Origin of the sequence: Paraburkholderia sp. Cy-641 (assembly GCF_011752945.1) — a bacterium.
Classification (GTDB): domain Bacteria; phylum Pseudomonadota; class Gammaproteobacteria; order Burkholderiales; family Burkholderiaceae; genus Paraburkholderia.
This window is the reverse complement of sequence record NZ_VWWM01000051.1, coordinates 1-19,657: the sequence shown is the minus strand read 5'-3', so window position 1 is coordinate 19,657 and position 19,657 is coordinate 1. Positions and strand designations below refer to the sequence as shown.

17 protein-coding genes and 5 pseudogenes are annotated in these 19,657 nt (G+C 60.1%); 8 read left to right on the top strand and 14 right to left on the bottom strand.

Annotation, left to right across the window (positions count from 1 at the left end; genetic code table 11):
• Nucleotides 1-57: 57 nt before the first annotated feature.
• Nucleotides 58-384 carry a hypothetical protein gene (locus F3J20_RS24115; protein WP_167038659.1) on the bottom strand — a complete coding sequence of 109 codons (327 nt, stop codon included), beginning with the start codon at nucleotides 382-384 and terminating at the stop codon, nucleotides 58-60.
• The gene (locus F3J20_RS24110; RefSeq protein WP_167038661.1) at nucleotides 381-1,718 is read right to left on the bottom strand and encodes an acyclic terpene utilization AtuA family protein; all 1,338 of its coding nucleotides are present in this window, start codon (nucleotides 1,716-1,718) and stop codon (nucleotides 381-383) included. Before F3J20_RS24110 ends, F3J20_RS24115 begins: the two co-directional genes overlap by 4 nt.
• Nucleotides 1,719-1,922: 204 nt before the next feature.
• Here F3J20_RS24110 and F3J20_RS24105 point away from each other — a divergent pair, with 204 nt between their 5' ends.
• Both F3J20_RS24105 and F3J20_RS24100 read left to right on the top strand, forming a co-directional pair.
• Nucleotides 1,923-2,819, top strand: coding sequence for an amidohydrolase family protein (locus F3J20_RS24105; RefSeq protein WP_345889915.1), 897 nt, complete (start codon nucleotides 1,923-1,925; stop codon nucleotides 2,817-2,819).
• A gap of 185 nt (nucleotides 2,820-3,004) precedes the next feature.
• Nucleotides 3,005-3,883 (top strand): IclR family transcriptional regulator, encoded by an 879-nt coding sequence (locus F3J20_RS24100; RefSeq protein WP_167284727.1) that lies wholly within the window; start codon nucleotides 3,005-3,007, stop codon nucleotides 3,881-3,883.
• A gap of 24 nt (nucleotides 3,884-3,907) precedes the next feature.
• On the opposite strand, the gene F3J20_RS24095 is transcribed toward F3J20_RS24100, so the two are convergent.
• Nucleotides 3,908-4,225: a hypothetical protein gene (locus F3J20_RS24095; RefSeq protein WP_167038665.1), complete on the bottom strand. Its 318-nt coding sequence runs from the start codon at nucleotides 4,223-4,225 to the stop codon at nucleotides 3,908-3,910.
• A 23-nt stretch (nucleotides 4,226-4,248) separates the two neighbouring features.
• Complete coding sequence (locus F3J20_RS24090; protein ID WP_167284726.1) at nucleotides 4,249-4,626, bottom strand: hypothetical protein; 378 nt, start codon at nucleotides 4,624-4,626, stop codon at nucleotides 4,249-4,251.
• Between the two features lie 381 nt (nucleotides 4,627-5,007).
• Here F3J20_RS24090 and F3J20_RS24085 point away from each other — a divergent pair, with 381 nt between their 5' ends.
• The 3 genes from F3J20_RS24085 to F3J20_RS32225 all read left to right on the top strand — a co-directional run bounded on the left by F3J20_RS24085 (nucleotide 5,008) and on the right by F3J20_RS32225 (nucleotide 8,111).
• Nucleotides 5,008-5,841, top strand: coding sequence for a DUF932 domain-containing protein (locus F3J20_RS24085; protein WP_167284725.1), 834 nt, complete (start codon nucleotides 5,008-5,010; stop codon nucleotides 5,839-5,841).
• A 132-nt stretch (nucleotides 5,842-5,973) separates the two neighbouring features.
• The gene (locus tag F3J20_RS32230; RefSeq protein ID WP_240162888.1) at nucleotides 5,974-7,326 is read left to right on the top strand and encodes a ParB/Srx family N-terminal domain-containing protein; all 1,353 of its coding nucleotides are present in this window, start codon (nucleotides 5,974-5,976) and stop codon (nucleotides 7,324-7,326) included.
• An 86-nt stretch (nucleotides 7,327-7,412) separates the two neighbouring features.
• A complete protein-coding gene (locus F3J20_RS32225; protein WP_240162887.1) occupies nucleotides 7,413-8,111 on the top strand; it encodes a hypothetical protein in 699 nt (232 codons plus the stop codon).
• Nucleotides 8,112-8,175: 64 nt separating this feature from the next.
• Here F3J20_RS32225 and F3J20_RS24075 read toward each other — a convergent pair whose 3' ends face one another.
• Nucleotides 8,176-8,880 carry a hypothetical protein gene (locus F3J20_RS24075; RefSeq protein WP_240162886.1) on the bottom strand — a complete coding sequence of 235 codons (705 nt, stop codon included), beginning with the start codon at nucleotides 8,878-8,880 and terminating at the stop codon, nucleotides 8,176-8,178.
• Nucleotides 8,881-9,333: 453 nt separating this feature from the next.
• On the opposite strand from F3J20_RS24075, the gene F3J20_RS24070 reads away from it, so the two are divergent.
• Nucleotides 9,334-10,314, top strand: coding sequence for a helix-turn-helix domain-containing protein (locus F3J20_RS24070; RefSeq protein ID WP_167284724.1), 981 nt, complete (start codon nucleotides 9,334-9,336; stop codon nucleotides 10,312-10,314).
• 188 nt (nucleotides 10,315-10,502) lie between these two features.
• Here F3J20_RS24070 and F3J20_RS24065 read toward each other — a convergent pair.
• The 9 genes and pseudogenes from F3J20_RS24065 to F3J20_RS24025 form a co-directional block, all read right to left on the bottom strand.
• Nucleotides 10,503-10,619 (bottom strand): annotated as a pseudogene (locus F3J20_RS24065) (lactoylglutathione lyase); the annotation flags it as partial.
• A gap of 90 nt (nucleotides 10,620-10,709) precedes the next feature.
• Complete coding sequence (locus F3J20_RS24060; RefSeq protein WP_167284723.1) at nucleotides 10,710-11,507, bottom strand: SDR family oxidoreductase; 798 nt, start codon at nucleotides 11,505-11,507, stop codon at nucleotides 10,710-10,712.
• 47 nt (nucleotides 11,508-11,554) lie between these two features.
• The gene (locus tag F3J20_RS24055) at nucleotides 11,555-12,370 is read right to left on the bottom strand and encodes an SDR family oxidoreductase (protein WP_167284722.1); all 816 of its coding nucleotides are present in this window, start codon (nucleotides 12,368-12,370) and stop codon (nucleotides 11,555-11,557) included.
• A 71-nt stretch (nucleotides 12,371-12,441) separates the two neighbouring features.
• Nucleotides 12,442-12,798 carry a nuclear transport factor 2 family protein gene (locus tag F3J20_RS24050; protein WP_167284721.1) on the bottom strand — a complete coding sequence of 119 codons (357 nt, stop codon included), beginning with the start codon at nucleotides 12,796-12,798 and terminating at the stop codon, nucleotides 12,442-12,444.
• Between the two features lie 28 nt (nucleotides 12,799-12,826).
• Nucleotides 12,827-13,288 (bottom strand): 2,4'-dihydroxyacetophenone dioxygenase family protein, encoded by a 462-nt coding sequence (locus F3J20_RS24045; RefSeq protein WP_240162885.1) that lies wholly within the window; start codon nucleotides 13,286-13,288, stop codon nucleotides 12,827-12,829.
• A 399-nt stretch (nucleotides 13,289-13,687) separates the two neighbouring features.
• Entirely contained in the window at nucleotides 13,688-14,104 is a 417-nt protein-coding gene (gene alaE, locus F3J20_RS24040) for an L-alanine exporter AlaE (RefSeq protein ID WP_167284720.1), read from the bottom strand.
• Nucleotides 14,101-14,839: pseudogene (locus F3J20_RS24035) on the bottom strand (IS5 family transposase); the annotation flags it as partial. The gene alaE and the pseudogene F3J20_RS24035, both read right to left, overlap by 4 nt.
• Before the next feature lie 9 nt (nucleotides 14,840-14,848).
• Nucleotides 14,849-15,031: pseudogene (locus tag F3J20_RS24030) on the bottom strand (transposase); the annotation flags it as partial.
• Nucleotides 15,032-15,654: 623 nt separating this feature from the next.
• Nucleotides 15,655-16,734: pseudogene (locus F3J20_RS24025) on the bottom strand (IS3 family transposase); the annotation flags it as partial.
• 4 nt (nucleotides 16,735-16,738) lie between these two features.
• Between F3J20_RS24025 and F3J20_RS24020 the strand changes: the two are divergent.
• Both F3J20_RS24020 and F3J20_RS24015 read left to right on the top strand, forming a co-directional pair.
• A pseudogene (locus F3J20_RS24020) lies at nucleotides 16,739-17,279 on the top strand (transposase); the annotation flags it as partial.
• Nucleotides 17,280-17,352: 73 nt separating this feature from the next.
• A partial coding sequence (locus F3J20_RS24015) for an ESPR-type extended signal peptide-containing protein (RefSeq protein WP_275691482.1) occupies nucleotides 17,353-19,657 on the top strand: 2,305 nt, incomplete at its 3' end.

The following is a 19,657-nucleotide window of genomic DNA, read 5'->3' as shown; positions in this document are numbered from 1 at the left end:
TTTTGTCTCCTGAATTTATTTTATGTATTCGGATAACCGTCCGTTCCCGCCGCAAAGTTAGAGATCGCTCACTTCGACTGGTAGCTCCAGCAGCAGGAAGCTGAACGATTTGCCATGAAAATCCAGATTCAGCGAAGCGTTCACGCCGCCCTCCAGCGCATCGTGGATCACGAAATTGAGACCCTGGAGCGCGGGGATCTCGAAACGCTCGACCGGGCCCCGGAATAGATCCGGCCAGGCTTTCGCGATGCGCTCCGCCGTCAAGGAAGCCTTGATATCTTCGTAATGCTTAGGGTCATAAGGCCAGACCGAGACACAGGACACATTGCCCTTGTCGCCGGTACGGGCCGACGCAATCTCACGGAGCGGAACCGTTCTTTTCATGACTGCAACACCTCCACCTTCGTCTCGATAGAATCGCGGCCGACATACACGGCCTGTGTCGTGACCGAAGCATTGACACTGCCCCGGTAACCGCCGCCGCCCGCGGGCCCCGCAACCCACAGGCTTTCGACTTCGGACAGAAGCGTCTGCGCCATGTCGCGGCTACCGGTACGCATCGCCGCCCGCAAACGCACGTCCTGCGTCTCGACCGGCCGGCGGATGGCGGTAGCGTGCAGCGCATTCACGCCGATCAGATCGAGGCGGATGCGTTCGTCGCAGCCGTGAACGTTGCGCATGCGCTCTTCGACGATTGCCGCTGCGAGCTGCGCGCGCTGCACCGCGCCAGGGCCGGCATAGCTGAACTCCGCCTCCGCCAGGAAGCCGCCGTCGAAGCCGACGATCGCCTTCAGCCGGTCGGGACGCGCGCGTCCTGTTGCACCGCTGACAGCGACCCGGTCGCCGCCGGTATCGTCGATGCGGACGTTGGAAAAGTCGGCGGTCACGTCAGGCGTGAGATACGCGCTCGGGTCATGCACCTCGTAAAGCAATTGTTCTTTCACGGTCAGGTCGGTGACGCATCCACCGGTCCGTTCCAGCTTCGTAATGACGGCGCTTCCGTCGGCATCGACCTCGGCAAGCGGAAAACCCACGTACGCGAGATTTGGCACGGTTTTATACGGCGGGTCGGCAAAGTAGCCGCCCGTGACCTGTGTGGTGCATTCGAGCAGATGGCCCACGGCCGTGCCCGCCCCGAGCGTCGCCCAGTCGTCGAGCTTCCAGCCGTAGCGATGCGCCAGCGGCGCGAGAAAGAGCGAGGGATCGGCGACGCGTCCGGTGATCACGAGGTGGGGTTCCGCGTCCAGCGCCGGAAGAATGGCTTCCGCGCCCAGATACGCGTTCGCGCCGACAAGGCGCAAGCCGGACTCGCCAACCGTCCTGCCGATCTCGGGCAAGAACGTCGCATCGGAAATGCGGGCAGTCACGTCGTCGCCCTCGACCACGGCCACGCGAATGCGCAGGCCCATCCTGCGAGCGGCCTCAATCGCGACGTGGGCTGCGGCCCGTGGATTCGCGACCCCCATGTTGGTGACGATCGTCGTGCCGTACGCCATGCAGGCGGGAAGCACCGCGTTCAGCCGCTTCTCCAGCAGCGGGTTGTAGCCACGGGCCGAGTCCTGCGCCCGCTGCAAATGCCCATAGGCCAGCGTGCGCTCCGCCAGGCACTCGAATATGAGGTAGTCCAGATTGCCGCGCTCGGCGAGATCGCGCGCCGGATCGATCCGGTCTCCGGCAAAGCCTGCCCCAGCGCCGATACGCACCACTTGTCCCGCCATGTCATGTCTCCTGTTTCGGCAAATTTTGTTCCGAAAATCAATATTCGTTCTTATTTCGGAACATTAAACCGCACGAGTTCAGGAACCGTCAACAAGTTTTGTTCCGAATTTTATATTGACGTCCGATATCGGAATGCCTAGCATGAAAATACAAGCTGGCGACCCGGCCACCGGCCACCGCCGTTCCGAAAACACCGAGCCTGTGTGAACCGGCCCTCCCGACCCAAGACCATGACCGTCAATCGAACGCCACCCCGTGCGAACCCACTCGGATTCCGTCGAGATATCCAACCGCCGTCCTTCGCGGTTCCGCCCGGTGCGTGCGACACCCACATGCACATCGTCGGACCATTCGGGCAGTACCCGTTGCGCGAAACGCGCTCGCTGCAACCGCCCGAGTCGACGCTGGGCGACTACCTCGGCATGAAGCGTGCAACCGGCATCGAACGAAACGTGATCGTCCAACCGAGCTTCTTCGCGAAAGACAACGCGTGCACGCTGGACTCGGCAGAGCAAATGGGCGAGCATGCCCGCGCGGTGGTCGTGGTCGAGCCGGACGTCGATGAAGATACGCTCGCCGCCATGCATGCGCGCGGCGCACGAGGCGTGCGGCTCCAGCGCGTCGTGGCGGGGGGAACGAGCGTGGATGAGATCGCTGAGATCGCCGCGAAAATCCAGCCGTTCGGCTGGCATGTCCAGCTTTTCATCGATTCTGAGGATATCGAAGCACTCATCCCCCTGTTGCGGCGGCTGCCCGTGCCGGTCGTGTTCGATCACATGGCGCATGTGTATCAGGGAAGTTCGATGACATCACCGGGCTTTCGCGGCCTTCACGATCTGCTCTCTGAAGGCAAGGCGTGGGTCAAGCTCTCGGCATGGCGTTTCTCGCCCGACGACGAACGCGCCCGCGCGCTCGTGTCCATCAATGCGCAACGGGTTTTGTGGGGCAGCGACTGGCCGCACGTCTCGTACGAAGAGGACGTTCCGGACGACGGGCAACTGTTGAACCGGCTCGCGCAGTGGGCGCAGGATCCGGCAACGCTTCATGGCATCCTCGTCGACAACCCCGCTCAGCTTTACTTCCAGGACCAGCAAGGCTGATCGCCGCATCACGGCCGACGCGGCCCGCACCTCCGCGCGACGCCGCGCGGAGGCCCACTCGAGCCCCGGCCTCCGGAAAATTGCTTCCGCTATAATGACCTGCCGGTGGCTGCGGTGAACGGGAGCCCGCCGCCCGGCGCGGAACACAGGTCAACGCAATTCCCGGATTCCGCCAAGACACGGTGATGAACAGATACAAGTCCGACGCGGAAGGCATAACTTCGCGCAAACAATACGAGACGACACGCTCGCCCGCCCGGGTGCTGCAGGTAATTTACGAACTGGCGATCAGCACGAACGGCTTGACGCTGGCCAGACTGGCCGCCCTGACGCACCTGCCGAAGACCAGCCTCCTCACGCTCCTCCGCTCGCTCGAGGCATCGAGCTACGTCATCAACGTATCGGGCATGTACCGTCTCGGCACGGAGACCTACGCGATCGCCGCGGCGATAACCGCCAAGGAACGCTTCCTGCCGACTGCGCGCCCTGCATTGCAGGCGCTCTTCGCGAATATCGGCGAAACGGTGCAGCTCGGCATTCTCGCCGAAGACGAAGAGCTTGCCGAAACCATCGAGATCATTGAAACGCGCAAGCCGGTGCGATTCTCCCTTCCGGTGGGACTGCGCCGTCCGCTTCACTCCACTTCGATAGGCAAGCTGCTGCTTGCCTATCAGCCTGTCGAATGGAGCCAGACCTATCTGAGGCGCAGCCCTCTGGAAGCATTTACGCCGCACACCATCATCGACGAAGAAGACCTGCTCGTGGAACTGGAGCGTATTCGCGAGCACGGGATCTCGATCTCGCATGAGAACATGTTCGAAGGCATGAGCGGAATTACGGCGCCAATCTGGAATGAAGTCGGGCACATGCTGGCCGGCGTCAGCGTCACGGGGCCGACTTATCGGCTTCGCCCACAGGAAGCACACATCCGCGAACTCACTCAACGCACGGGCGAAGACATATCCCGGAGGCTTGGCTACACCGGTCCATATCCTCGCAGGGAGACCAACGGGGCTAGCGGCGTCCTTGATGGCAAACCCACGTCGGAATCCGAGTTTCACTGAGGTTCATTTTGAACTGGAGGCGCATCAATCCGTTCGCGTCTTCATCGCGCTTCGCGTTGATTTCGAAGGCTCCGGTGCAAATAGGTACCGGTCGGCCGCGTCCGCCGCAAGGATGTGACACTCGATCGCGACTGTCGCCAGCGTGTTGCCGGTATAAAGAACCGCAAACGCATCCTTGTGGCCAGCCGGCGGGTCGACTCGCAGATTCCGGTACTTTTCTTCTGGCGGGTCCCAATCCCCACCCGGATGCGCGAACAGGCGGACCAGGGGTTCACTGTTCGCATCCAGCAGCTCAAGTTCCAGGTCCCGGCCTCGGAATCCGCCCGACGACGCAGCACTCATGACGCAAGCACCGCCGCATAGGCCTAGGCTGCGTGAGAGACCGCTTCCGTTCGATCGCTCGGGGATGTCGACAGAAGCCGTCGAGCATCGTCGTCGACATCCCTTTCCGAACCTATCTTGCCAAGCATCGCTTCGATGGGTGTCAGGCCACCCAGCAGATCGTTGAGCGACGTGAAAAACGCGTATGCCTCGGCGCATCCCGGCTCGTCAAGCGCCTTCAGAACCTGCCGCAACGGCTCACCTGTAATACCCGCCCATGCCTGAAAGGCCGGATACTCCCGCCCCCGCTTGCGCCCCGGGCGAAGGATCGAAAAAAGCTCTCCCGCCCATTCGCGCTGACGCACCGTCTCATCTCCGATCCCGCCGAGGGCCTGCGGCCGAAAGCAGTTGCCTAGGATCATCCTGCAGCGCCGCCGGGGTCGCTTGCGGCGTCTGGCCGCGCACACACTCGATTACGCGCTCGACCTCAATCTGACGCTGCAGAAGACGCGTTCGCCATTCCTTCCGTCGAACTCGCACCTTGGCATCTGCCTGCCGCCCCGTTTCCTGCCCTGTCCCGCGACCGTAGCCGAGGGCGGGGGCGAAGAACCGTGTTGCCCGCACCATCCCTCGCCTCTTTCCTTGACACCGCCCCGCCCCCGGCTCCCTGGGTCGCACGGGCAGGAAACAGGGCGTCAGGCAAAAGCAGAAGCCAACCCCGAGTTCCACCGGGAAGGTTTCCCGCGTAAGCGCCAGGGCCATCCCACAGCCCGTACTTCAACCCTCTAGCTGTGGAGATAATCATGCAACTCACTTCCTCTTTCCGTTACGGTTCCCCGATGCTTCGGGCCGACGCGCCCCTGTCGGACGACCAGATTCTGCGCGTCGCCCCGTCCATCTTCGCGGACGGCAAGCACGCAAGCCGCTCGGAACGCTATACCTACATTCCCACCATCGACGTACTGCGCGGCCTGCGCAACGAAGGTTTCCAGCCGTTCATGATCTGTCAGACCCGCGTGCGCGATCAGAGCAGACGCGAATACACGAAGCACATGCTTCGCCTGCGCCACGCCGACCAGATCAACGGCGACGAAGCCAACGAAATCGTCCTCCTGAACTCGCACGACGGCACCAGCAGTTACCAGATGCTCGCGGGCGTGCTGCGCTTCGTCTGCCAGAACGGCATGGTGGCAGGCGAGAACGTTGTCGATATCCGCGTGCCGCACAAAGGCAACATCGTGCAGAACGTCATCAACGGCGCATTCGATGTGCTCGACGGGTTCGACCTGATCCGCGAGCAGAAGGACGCCATGCGCGACGTGACGCTCGATCGCGACGAACAGCAGGCGTTTGCCCGCTCCGCGCTCGCCCTGCGCTACGACCCGACCGACGCAGAGGCACCGGCCCCCATCACCGAAAACCAGTTGCTCGCTCCGCGTCGCTTCGAGGATCGCCGCGACGACCTCTGGACGGTCTTTAACCGCGTGCAGGAAAATCTCACCAAAGGCGGACTGCACGGTCGCTCGCGCACCGGTCGCGCGATGTCCACGCGTCCCATCACCGGCATCGACCAGAACGTGAAGCTCAACCGCGCGCTGTGGATGCTCGCTGACGCCATGCGCCAGATGAAGGCGTAAGTACCAGTGGAGCAGCGGGCATGACTCGCTGCTCCATCACGCCCTTACCCATCAGGACTCCTCGCCGGGTCGAGTCCTGACAGGTTCTGGCAACACCACGGCCCTGGCTTTTTCAATCTTCGGGAGTCAATCATGCAAGCCCAGATCGAAACCACTCAGGTAGAAACCGCCGAAGCGGCCTCCCCGCTCGAAACCCACTTCGGCAACGAACAACCCATCGTGACCGTGCCGTATGCCAGCCTGCGACGCTCGCCACTCAATGCACGCACGAATCCCCTGTCGGGCATTCCGGGACTCGCTGCCAATATCCGCGCGAAGGGATTGCTGCAGAATCTCGTCGTCCACGAGATGAAGGGATCACGTGGCAGGCAACGCAAGTATGGTGTCTGCGCGGGCCAGCGTCGCGAGGCTGCGCTTGACCTGCTGTTCGAACAGAAGCACATCACCGCCGATTATCCGGTGCCCGTGCGGATCGTCAGCGAAGGCGAAGCCCTCGCCATTTCGCTGATCGAGAACAGCGAGCGCGAAGGACTCGATCCGTTCGACGTGCTGCGCTCCTACCGGCTGCTCGCGGAGGAAGGCCGTAGCGTCGATTACATTGCGGCACTGTTCTCAGCCTCGCCGCTCACGGTCAGACGGCGCATGAAGCTCGCCAGCGTGTCTCCGAAGCTGCTCGCCCTGCTGTGCGAGGACGGCATCACCCTCGACCAGCTGGCCGCGCTCGCCCTGGCCGACGATCACGAAACGCAGGAGCGCGTCTGGTTCGATGCGCCGAACGACTGGCAGCGTGCCCCGCAGTATCTGCGGCAAGCGATCACGCAGGCGGAAATCGACGCGAGCCGCAGCCGTCTGGTGCGCTTTGTCGGACTCGCAGCCTACGAGGCAGCGGGCGGCTATGTCCGGCGCGACCTCTTCAGCGACACCGACAACGCCGGATTCATTGCTGACGCCGAACTGCTGCAACGGCTCGCCGGCGAAAAGCTCGAAGCCGTGGCGGAAGAAGTGCACGCAGAGGGCTGGAACTGGACCGAAACGCGCATCGAACGCGACGTGCCCGAACTGAACCGCTACCACCGGCTCGATCCGCTCGACCGTCCCTATACGGAAGACGAGCAGCGGCAAATGGATGCGCTGACCGCCCGGCAGGATGAACTCGCGGAACAGTACGACGCGCTGTCGGAAGATGATGAAAACGCCTACGGGGAAGGCGAAAAGATCGAGGCCGAACTGGACGCTGTCACCGCCGCGATCCAGGTGCTCGAAACGCAGATACAGGCATGGGACGCGCAGCAGATGGCCGAAGCCGGTGCGTTCGTCATGCTCGACCCACAAGGCAACCTGATCATCGAGCGTGGGCTGATCGACGTGACAGTAATGCAGATCGCGATAACGGCGATATCACGGTCGGACAGGCCGTTTCCACGCTCGCCGAGGCAAGCCGGAAGCCCAAACCGGTTCACAGCGCGAAGCTCTGCCAGCGCCTGAGCGCCCATCGCACCGCGGCCCTCCATGCGGAACTGATCGCACAGCCATCTGTTGCCCTCGCCGCGCTGCTGTACCGGCTCGTGCCGGTGGCGTTCCCCGAGCGGTACGGGCACACCAGCCAGGACTACCTGGAACTCAACGCCGCCAGCAACCACGATGCACTGCTCAAGGCCGCTGACGACCTGTCTGCGAGCACAGCATGGAGCATCATCGGCGCACAGCGCCAGCAGTGGCTCACGGCCCTGCCCGCGCGACTGGCCGACCTGCTGCCATGGCTGACCGACCACGACCCCGGCACGACGCTGCCCGACCTGCTCGCCTTCTGCACCGGTACCCTGCTCGACGGTGTAACCGGCACGGAAGGCCCGCACGCCATCAATGCCCTGAGCAACGCGCTGCAACTCGACATGACGCACTACTGGACGCCGACACGCGCCTCGTATTTCGATCACGTCAGCAAGGCACGTATCGTGGAGATCGCCATGCAGGCTGTTTCCCCGAAGATTGCCCTTGATCTCAGCAGGATGAAAAAGGGCGATGCCGCCGCCTGGGCGGAACTGCGGCTCGCAAAATCAGCATGGCTCCCGGAAGTGCTCACCGATCGGGAAGTGCCGGTGATACGCGCCTACGGTGTCGTGAGCGGCCCGGACGACGAAGGCGAAGCGGAAAACCCGCAGGCAGCCAGCGCAGATGAAAACAGCGCTCAGGAAACTGACCCTGCAACAGCGGACGGAAGCCGCCTGGCGTGGCCCTTCCCGACCGGCGCCAGCGTGAAGAATGCATAAACCGTGCAGCACACGGCATAACGCCCCGCTCCCTGCCCGCGTTCGCGCGGGTAGGGAGTATCGTTCATCGGGCGTGTTCGACCACCCAGAATGCAGCAGCAATCAGCATCACGCACAGGCTGACCGTAACGACCAGCAGGCGAACCAGCGTGCGAGCCAGGCGCCGTTCGGTCACGTCAAAGCCTGCCTGTGCCCGTTTCGCTGCTTCTGCTACCGCCTGTTCAAACAGGCCCACCGCGTCGTCCATCCGCTTGCGCTGTTCCCGCGCCGCCACCGCCGCCGCACCGACAAGCCGGTTCCCGGCAATTCCTGCGACCCGATGCGCCATCCGGTCCGCAAGCGCGACGAGCGACGCTTCGTTGAGTGTCGCCAGCGCGGCCTGATACCTCGCCTCGTGTTCCCGGATCATGTCCTCAGCAAGCTGGATCGTCGCCTTGCAGCGCGCCAGCGCGTCACGGTGCCGGTGCATCAGGGCATCGGTCTCCTCCCCGGCCTCCCGGCGTACGGCCCCGAAACTGTCGCCCCCGACTTTGCGGATGCAGTCCGGCATCGCTTCGTAAAGTCGTGTGTAGTATTCGAGTGCCGCGAGTACTGACCATAACGCATCGTTGTCCCGCAGCTTCAGCGCACCAGAAATCCGCCGCAGACGCAGGAAACTGGCGTCGTCAGGCAATTCACCCGTGACATCGAGAAACAGACGGGCGAGCGCATCCGGCGGCTCCGCCCACGCGAAACGAAGCGACGTGCCAGAAAGCCTATGACAGGACAACTTTCGACGACGATCGTCGCCGCGTGACGCAGGAGTGAGCGGACTATATCGATGGGCTATGCAGAACAACGCCTGCCGGTGGCGCAGTCGATTGAAACTGCTGTTCCGTCAGGTCAGGTATGGGCCCTTCGCCTTCGTCGCGAAAAGATCACTTCCCCTCCCCCTTACCCATTCAACGAGTTTCGGCCTGGACCAGCCGTCGAGATCAGTCTTTCGAAGTGCCTGGCGGTTTCGACTACAGCGTCGAGCATGAGAGTCCTTAATAGCGGTACCGGCCGTCGTCTCGTCTCGCCTCGGACATTGCTCATGCGACCCTAAAGAATTGCATCGATGAAGATAGAATGTCTGATAAGGGTTGCCCCCGTGGAACGCGAGGATGTTGAGGAGTACGCTCAAAAGACGCGCAAGCGCCTCCAATAGAAGTGGCGCTGCAGCTAGAGACAGGAGACAAAATTGCCAAATGCTTCCAACGAGTGGTCAAGCGAGCTAGTCCCCGTCAATGACCGCACGGACGCCTGGGAAGACGTTCTCAGCCAGAGCTATCGTGATTGGCAAGTGCCTCAACGGTTACCTGCAACGTTCTATGCCCACGTGAAGCATCATCACTTCGCCGGCGCGGGTATCGTCGAAACGATTTGCGACCCCTGTGTCGGTGAACGCACTCGCGGTCAAGTGCGACGAGACGACGAGCTCTATGTCGGTGTGCAGCTCACAACCGGAGGTCGGGAGCGGTTCAGGATTGGCGATTCCGGCGTCGAAGTGGCTTCAGGAGATCTGGTGGTATGGACGACGAACCAGGTCGTCAAGTTCGAAGTGCTGGAACGGCTGCACAAGGTAACGCTCATGATTCCGTGGTCACTCATGAGGGAGCGCTTACCCGAGCGTAAAACGCCACCATCGGGTGGCAAGATTGAAAGTCGCACTGGCGTTGGCTCACTGCTCGCCGTGCATCTGCTCGCACTATCGAATCAGATTGGCTCGCTTGACGAAACCGTTCAGGGCTCAGTGAGCCGCTCGACGCTGGAACTTCTTGGGATCGCGCTCTCCGGCCAGCAACCCGCAGCGACATTCGACGCGAGCGCGGCCACGCTCCGGCGCGTGCAGGATTTCATTCTGCGACACCTACACGAGGAAGACCTGAACCCGGCCCGCATCGCCGAAGCGAACAATATTTCGTTGCGGTATCTGCACATGTTGTTTCAGCGCAGCGATTTGACTGTATCCGGATATGTCCTCAACAGTCGACTGCACATGTGCAAACAGGCACTGACCGACCCCGCGTTCCACAGATTGCAGGTTTCCGAAATCGCGTTTAGATGGGGCTTCAATTCCGTTAGCCACTTTTGCCGGACATTCAAGGAGCGCTACGGATTGTCGCCGGGCGACATGCGCCGCTCGGCTTTGCGCACAAGCTTGAACGGAGTTTCGGAGTGATGCTTTGCGGCGGCTTCCGTCGAAGTCGCGGCCGCCTGCGGTGTCAGACCCGTACTCGCCTCGCTGGCTTCGCCATGTCGAGTCTCTCCGCGAAGATTATCAGCACGTTCATGGCGAGATAGTCACGGCCGTCTTCGTGGCTTCTCTTCAGAACTTCACGCGTCGATTGAATACGGGCACCCACGCCGTTAGACGTAGTGGCCTGCTCGCTGGAGCACTTCGATTTTGTAGCCATTGGGGTCCTGGACGAAGAAAAAACGTGCAAGCATCTCGTCGCCGCGCTTGAACTCCTTCACCGGCATCGGGTTAATGTTGAGCCCCGACATGCGCGCATGCTCAGCTTCCAGAGATACGAATACCGACGCAGCCATGGCAACCGTATCGGTGGAAATAACCTAGACAGAGAAACGGCAGAGCGTTTCGCCACCGTCAATACGAACGAGGTCGCCGTGGATGTAGCTCGACTCGTCCGACGCAAGGAAGACTGCCAGGTTCGCGATGTCCTCGACTTCGCCCCAGCGCTTCAGCGGTATTGCATCGGTGAACACCTTGTCGAAGTCCTTGTCGTCGAATAGCGCACGCGTGAGTGACGTCTTCGCGTAAGTCGGGCAGATGCCGTTGACGCGAATCTTGTCGCGGCCGTATTCGATGGCCAGACAGCGCGTCAGATTCGCTGCCGCCCCCTTCGAGATGTTGTACACGGACTGATTAGGGTGACCTTGAAGGCCCGCAGTCGATACGATGTTGACGATATTGCCGCCGCGGCCCTGCCTCAGGAATACCTTGATAGCCTCCTGGCAGCCGAACCACGTACCTCGCACGTTCACGTCGAAGCATGCGTCGAGGTCTTCGACAGCGAACTCGTGTGCCAGCTTGCCTGCCCGATAGATGCCAGCGTTATTGACGATGACGTCGAGGCCTCCGTACACGCGCACCGCTTCCTGTACGAGATTCGCGACTTCGTTTTGCTTTGTCACGTTGCACGATACATACGTAGCCTGGCCGCCGGCTTCCCTGATGGCACCAACGGTGGTGAATTGCGCGTTACCCTCGAATCCGCCCTTGTTCGGCTCCTCGTGAATGTCGCTCACTACGACTTTTGCGCCTTCTTCTGCAAACGCGAGTGCAATACCGCGGCCGAAACCCGAACTTGCGCCGGTGACGATAGCTACCTTGTCTTTCAACCTGCTCATGGTATTCCTCCTGTGAAATGGTCGATGTCTCCTTTTTTCAGAGAGCGCTATCGCGCCGTAAATGCACCATCTACGGTCAGCATCGAGCCGGTCATCCATTCGGCGTCGTCAGACGCGAGGAACACCGCCGCACGTGCCACGTCTTCGGCGGTTCCCACACGTGGCCACGGTGTGAGGTCATGGAGAAGCTTGTTGGTGTCTTCCTTCTCAAGGAAGGAACGAACCATCGCCGTTGCGAGGAAACCTGGGCAAATGGCATTGACGTTGATTCGCTCCGGCGCGAAATCGATTGCGAGCTCACGTGTCAGGTTGACCACCGCCCCCTTGGAGGCACAGTAAGCAGGCTCGAGTGCGAGTCCGACCAGGCCGCCAATGGACGCGATGTTCACGATACGGCCCCGCAGTTCGGCACCGGTCGAGCTTTTAATCGGCTCCTGCTTCATGAACTGCGTGATGGCATATTTACACCCCAGCCGCACACCCTTGGCGTTGACGTTCATCGTGAAGTCGTATTGCTCTTCGGTTTCGTCGATGATGTTGTGCAAACCGGTGAACACGCCCGCGTTGTTCACCATGATGTCGAGCCTGCCAAACTTTTCTACCGCATCAGCGACGACGTTCTGCACGTCTACGGCCTTACTCGCATCTGCCGCGATGAACGTCGCTTTCCCACCGTTCTGACTGATGAGCGCGTCGGTATCGACTTCGAGGTCTTTTTCGTAGCCACCCGGCAGCGCCTGTTTCTTCAGGTCGGAGCACACCACGTGAGCGCCCTCCCGCGCCAAGGCCACTGCAATTGCGCGACCGTTCCCGGAACTGGCGCCCGTAACGACCGCGGTGCGGCCTTCGAGTTTCCCTGCCATGCCTGTCTCCCAAGATGTTTTACCGGCATCGAACGCAGGCTTCGCGCTCGCCCATCGCAGCCTCTTTGCAGTCAGCCCGAAAATGCAGTAAACGTCTGGACCGCAATCTTCCCGTTCCTGACGTAAAGCGTGTCGGTCGCCAGTTCGATGAATGGCCTGGCTTCCCAGGCGAGGTAGGCGATTTCACCCTCCGTACTCTTGCTGGTGACCTTGAATGCGTCCCAGAATGCTGGCTGGGCATCATCGAGAAATGCCTTAAAGAAGCCGCGGATTTCCGTAGTGCCGCGATAGGTCTTCTCAGGCGTGACGATGACGGAACCGTCGTCGTAGTCCTTCAGGAGTTCGTCGAGACCCTGCGCGAATGCACCGAGATGGTGGTCGAAAATCTGGCTGGTTGCTTCGGCAGCCGGAACGGTGGTGACTGACATGTTGACCTCTGCGTTGAGTGCAAATTTTCTAGTCGATGTAGGCACGCTGGGCTTCGTCCCACGTCACAACGACGATGGGAGTCCCATCTTCCTTGATGAATTCGAGGGGCCCGAGGAACGTCATGTAGAACTCGGAATCGACAGGGAAATACGTCTTGTCGTGACGGGCGTTCGCCGATTCGTAGCCATACGCGGGTGCGACGACAGTGTCGCCACCCTGTTCGGCGCCACCGCGCACGTCCATCCGGCCCCTGGTAAGGAAGTATTCGCCCGGCCCGACGTGAAAGTGTGCGTTGAACGAAGAGCCTGCAGGACAATCGAAGATTGCCGTCCATCCACCCATTTCCGGCGATGCGTGCAAGAATTTCCAGCGGATGCCACCGACGGACAGTGCATCGGGAAACGGTCTCCAGGGAATATCGTCAAGTTGCACTGCTTCTTCGGGCACGTGTGGCTTGATTTTCAGTGCTGATTCAGTTGTCATTTGCATGACTGCCTCCTTAAGTCTGTTCGGGCCGATAGCCGGGGTGGGTTACGGTGTGACTCAAGAATATGTGGATGTTGCGTGGTGCAGTTGCACGGCAGCGCAAGACCCGTTGAACGGGAGTGCAGTCGAGCAACTCTGTGAGTTGCGAAAACCACCCAGGCATCGAAAGCGCCCGGTTCGCGTGGTGAAAGAAGCGCGGAGCTTCACGTTGTGCGCCGTATAACGACGCCGGGAGGCGTCAGAATTTCCGTGTCCAGGGCGAGGTTGAGATTCACACGGATGATCGAACAAATAAAAGTCCATTTGTGTTGCGACCTCGCAGAATCGGTTTCAGGCGCGGGCCTCGTAATTGAGGCAGCGCCGGAATGTACTGCGCTCAAGCAGAAGCTATTACTTGAGGTCTTAGAGCGTGTCAGGTACTTTAAACAACCGCCGACATCCTCTTAGGAAAATGCCGTAGGGGCGACCGGAAAGACCAACGATGACAAGAATTGAACTGACTGCCGTAAGAATCTGCAAAAACCTGGCGCCATTCAATGCCAATATCAGTGAATAAAGAGGAATCTGGAACGTCAAATTGATGAAGGTATCCAGCAGGATTTCTTGTAGCGGCGTCTTTTCTGCACTACCTAGTCGCCTGAACACCCAGTCCCTATAAATTCCGTATGGCCTTCCAACTAACAACGAGACTGGCATGGCAGCAGCACGTATTTTGATGGTTTGCTCTATCGTCAGCCCCGTGATGACAATCTCAACGAAAGCACCTATGGCAATCGAAAAAATCACCATTGCAAATGTGTCGGCAAGATAGCGTCTCATGCTCCCCCTAAGGCAGGTTGGGCACTTTGCATAATCGGTCTAGTATGAACGAGCATGGGCATGGCGAAGACGACAAAGTGCAAGCCTGTCCAGGTTTCGGGCAAGCGTTCGTAGTCGCGTGCAGCCGCCTGAAGCGGTTGAGCCAGCCGAAGCTGCGTTCGACCACCCAGCCCAGCTGCGAAGCCACGGCACGAAACCCTTCTTCGCCTCGGGAGCTTGATGACTTGCAACTCAATGCCTTCTTCACGTGCAGCCTGTGCAGCGGTGTTATCCGTATAACCCTGGTCAGCGAATGTAAGTTTTACCGTCTGTCCGGTTACGTGTTGGAGCTGACGCGCCAGCTCGGCTACCTGTGCGCGCTCTTGCTCGTTGGCCGGCGTAATGTGCGCTGCGAGCAGCAGGCCCAGTGTATCGACAGTCATATGGATCTTGCTTCCGCGCTTGCGTTTATGCCCGTCGTAACACGCGCGGACAGCTTTCGCATGTGGACTGCAGCGTACGTCCATCCAGGATAACCACGCTGGGTTGCTCCTGACGCTGTTGCACCACGCGCGGCGCCGAACGCAAGTCGTTGACCATTGTCTCAAAGCAACCCGCGTTCAACCAGCGTTGCGTTTGCTGATAGACCTGTTCCCAAGGCAGGAAGTTGGTCGGCAGCATTCTTCAGGACGCACCGGCTCGCGCCATCCAGCGCAATGCGTTGAACATCTCGCGCAATCCGTATCGCCGCTGCGGCACGTTCCCGGCGTCCAGTTCCTTCATCCGCGCGATCAGCGACACGTCCATGCCGCCGTACTTCGAGCGCCATTTGTAGAACGTCGCTGTGCTGATACCCAACTCCCGGCACAGCTCCGGCACCGTCAGTCCAACATCTACGCGCTTGAGCGCGCCCATGATCTGGCTGTCCGTGAATCTCGACTTCTTCATTCTGTAGAACTCCCTCAACGGGAAAACTCTACTTCCGATCCCAGTGGTTCTTCGGGGGGATTACCACTACAGGTGAACTACATTGATTTTTACCACCATAGCCAGCCGCCGCATTTGAGACAGGAAAATGTACTGATGGCAAACCAGCCGTGACGCACTACCTGCGAAGCGCATAAGCCACGCACCGATCACCCGGAACCAACACTTATTGTACGTATGCGTCATTTATGATAATACCAGGAAAGCAACGGCACCCTGTCAATCAATCATAAGATCTTCAGAATCACCGAATCTAACGGGGAATCTCAATAGCAAAGATCACCGTTAAGATGCTTCGGAGAGAACAAATTACCGTGTACGTACTTTTTTCCTCTTCCAGCCGGCCAACCCTATCTCCCGGATCGCAGAGACAACCAGGGCGTCGCCCCAAACCGTCATCAAGAGAAGAAGGCCGCCTGAAATTAAATTGTTGGGGTGACAACTAGCTTGAAAATTTCCGTAAGCCAGATTAGTCTGTATTAAATATTCCTAGAGCGTGTTAGGCGCTTTCAGCCAAACGTGGAAACCTGGCGGAATTGGACTTGACCCAGCAGGATCGGACACAGCATCACAGTAAGGATTACTGAATCCATCGAGCGCCGGAACTCGCGAGGCGAGCGGTATTTCAGCGCGCTATGGGGATGCTTCTCGTTGTAATTCTCGACCGCGATGGTACAGATTGCGTGCCGCAGTCGCCGCGTCTGGCTTTCACATGAAGGCGACGTCATCGCGTTTCATGGCCTTCACGGAGCTCTCGGCCATCCCGTTACTTTGTGGGCTGCGCACCGGCGTGGTCAATGGCTTCAGGCCGATGACCACTGCGAACCGGCGCGTGTCGTCGGCCGTGTAGCCCGAACCATTGTCGGTCAGCCACTCGATTTCGGACGGTGTATGCAACGCATTGCCAAACCGATTTTCCACTGCAGCAAGCATCACGTCACATACGATGTCGCCGCTGCGGCCCGCCGTCGTGGCCGCCCAGTTCATTACTTTACGATCACAGCAGTGCAGCGCGAACGTCACGCGCAGCGGTTCGCCGTTATCGCAACGGAACTCGATGCCGTCCGAACAACGCTGGTTGCTGCGCGCCACGGCCACCTTGCCATCGTGCCGACGTTGCGACCGAGGCTGAGTCAGGCGGCGTTGCATCAGCAGACCATGCGCACGCATGACGCGATAGATGCGCTTCACATTGAGCGGTACCTGTCCGGCAGCAACGCGTTCATTGCGCAACGCTTCCCAGACGCGGCGATAGCCATAGCTGGGCAAATCACCAACAACCCGGCGGATTTCTTCGACCACCACCGCATCATCGGTCTGCCTGGATTACCGCCCATCGCGCCATGTGGCCGCGCGCCCCCGGCGTACCGATACGTTCGGGCGCGACACGCCGGAAACTTCACAAACCAGTTTCACCGCTCATCCTCCGGCAGCGACGGCGAGTACGCCATCCATTTTTTTGCAGGACCATACTCGACCGCTTCGCGGGGAATCTCGTCCTCCATCGTCTTTTTGCCAAGCATCCGCTGCAGCTCGCGAATCTGTTTGAATGCATCGGCCCGCTCCGATGCGGGAACCACTCCCTCGCAAACCTCGACCGCCAACAGGCTCCTGTCCTGGTACAGCGTGCGCCAGTGGAACAACTGGTTCGGGGTCACGCCGTGCTAGATGGTCAACGATTTGCGCTCGGTGCAGCGCGTGGCGCAGCAGGGTCATTCTCGATTGCCGCACGTTGCAGTCCACGCGCAAAAGCGGACCGTGCGCGGGCTATGGCTCTCACAAGCGCAGGCGGGGCAGCAAGGTTCATATGGCCGTCGACACGCTGGGCCTGCTGCTCGCTGTACACGTTACGCCCACCAACGAACAGGAGCGCGCACAGGTCGACGAGCTTGCCCGCCAGCTTGAGTACGTCACGGGGCAAACGGTAAAACACGCCTTTGCAGACCAAGGCTATATCGGCGACACAGTTGCGCAGGCCGCACACGCCGAAGGTATGGAGTTGCAGGTCATCAGATTGCCCGAGGCAAAGAAAGGCTTCGTGCTGCTGCCCCATCGCTGGGTGGTCGAGCCCAGCTTCGGATAGCTGAATCGCTTCAGGCGACTGGCACGCGATTGCGAGCGCCTGCCCGAGACCCTCGCAGGCAGGCGCTTCATCGTCTTCGCCATGCTCATGCCTGTCCACGCCGTGCCAGTACTTCAAGGTATTTAACACGCTCTAAAGTGGCTGGGACGAAAAACGAAAGTAGTAATTTTTACATATAAAATATCGGAGTGCTAATAATATGAACCGGATCTACCGCGTCATCTGGAATGACGCGCTTGGTACATGGGTTGCGACATCGGAAATCGATTCGGCGCGTGGCAAGCCGAACAAGTCTTCGGTTGTTGCCACTGTTATTACGGCATTGGTGATCGGGATACCTTCGCTTGCCAATGCAAATACTGTCAATACAGTGCAGTCGTGCAATACCGGAAGTTCGGGCGTAGTTGGTCGCTTCAATCCAGGACCAACGTCGAGTAATGCCGCGGATGGATCGGGTACCTATTCGATGGTGGTTGGTTGTAACTCAAGCGGCAACGGAAATTTGGGGGTAACGGTATCGGGTGCGTTTGCCAAGGCAACGGGTACCGGTGCGACAGTTTCTGGCCTGCTGTCGTCCGCGGGACTGTTCGGGACGGCGGCGGGTCTTGAATCGACCGCGAGCGGCACAGCGGCTACTGCGCTTGGCTTCGGTTCGACTGCCAATGCGTTGAATTCAGTTGCAATTGGTGGTGCGGGTGGTAACGGTACGACGCCGTTGTCGCAAGCTAATTCCGTCATCGCGTCAGGTTCTGGCGCGATCGCGATCGGTAGCAATGCGACGAAGGGGGCGCAGGCGGCCGCATCGGATTCGATCGCCCTCGGCGGCCAGTCGTCCGTTGCAGCTGCGGCGACTTCGGGCGTTGCAGTTGGCCGTGCGGCGGCGGTCACGGGAGCATACGGCATAGCACAGGGGGATGGGGCTACGGCGGGCGCGAACGGTACTGCAATCGGCAAGGGTGCGACGGCGGTAGCGAACTCGGGTGATGTCGCATTGGGTTCGGGATCGGTGACGGCGGGACCGAATGCGACTGCGACGGGCACGGTTGGGGACGTGACGTACAACTATGCGGGAGCCAATCCGACGAGCGTGGTAAGTGTCGGCGTATCGGGCGCGGAGCGTCAGATCACCAACGTCGCAGCCGGACGAGTCAGTGCTGCGAGCACGGACGCGATCAACGGATCGCAACTGTATGCGACTAATCAGGCTGTCGGCAGTTTGTCGACGTCGACGTCGACCGCGGTGAGTTCGCTGTCGACAGGTCTGAGTACGACCAACAGCAACGTGTCGTCGCTGTCGACCTCGGCGTCGACGGTGGAAAGCTCGCTGTCGACGGGTTTGAGCACGACCAACAGCAACGTGTCGTCGCTGTCGACGTCTACCTCGACGACGGAGAGTTCGCTGTCCACTGGTGTAAGTTCGTTGTCGACGGGTCTGAGCACAACGAACAGCAATGTGTCGTCGCTGTCGACGGTTGTATCGGCTACGCGCACGCATTATTACAGCGTCAACGACAACGGTGTTCAGGGCGGCAATTACAACAATGATGGTGCGACCGGCATCAATGCACTCTCTGCGGGTGTGGATGCCATCACCAGCGGTGCCGGTGCAACGGCTGTAGGCAATGCTGTCAATGCAGCCGGCGATCAGAGCGTGGCGATCGGTCATCAGTCTACTGCCGCAGCGGCTTCAACGGTCGCGATTGGGGACGGCAACACCGTAAATACAACTGCCGGACCGGGATCGATTGCGGGTGGTCATAACTCGACCGTGGCGTCGGGATCTGGCGCGATTGCACTGGGGGAAGGTCAGACCGCTTCAGGTAGCGGGGCGATCGCGCTTGGTGATCCGAATACTGCAACCGGGACGGGCGCTGCAGCGCTGGGGGCTAACAACACGGCAAGCGGCGATGGCGCACTGGCGATTGGCAACACGAACACGGCACAAGGACCGGGTTCGGTTGCACTCGGTCAAAACACAATCGCTGGTACTTCGACGTCCACCACAGGAAGCGTCGCGATCGGCAATGGTGCGACGGCTACGGCGAGTTCGGGCGACGTGGCGCTCGGCTCGGGATCGATCACCGACGTACCTCATCCAACTTCCAGCGGGACGGTAGGTGGTACGACCTATGCCTATGCGGGTACTAATCCGACGAGTGTCGTGAGTGTCGGGACGCAGGACGCGGAGCGTCAGATTACAAATGTCGCAGCGGGACAGGTGACGGAAACGAGCACCGATGCGATCAACGGATCGCAACTGTATGCGACTAATCAGGCTGTCGGCAGTTTGTCGACGTCGACGTCGACCGCGGTGAGTTCGCTGTCGACAGGTCTGAGCACGACGAACAGCAATGTGGCTTCGTTGTCGACATCGTCCTCGACAGTGGAAAGCTCGCTGTCGACTGGCCTGAGCACGACGAACAGCAATGTGGCTTCGCTGTCGACGTCGGCTTCGACAGTGGAAAGCTCGCTGTCGACTGGCCTGAGCACGACGAACAGCAATG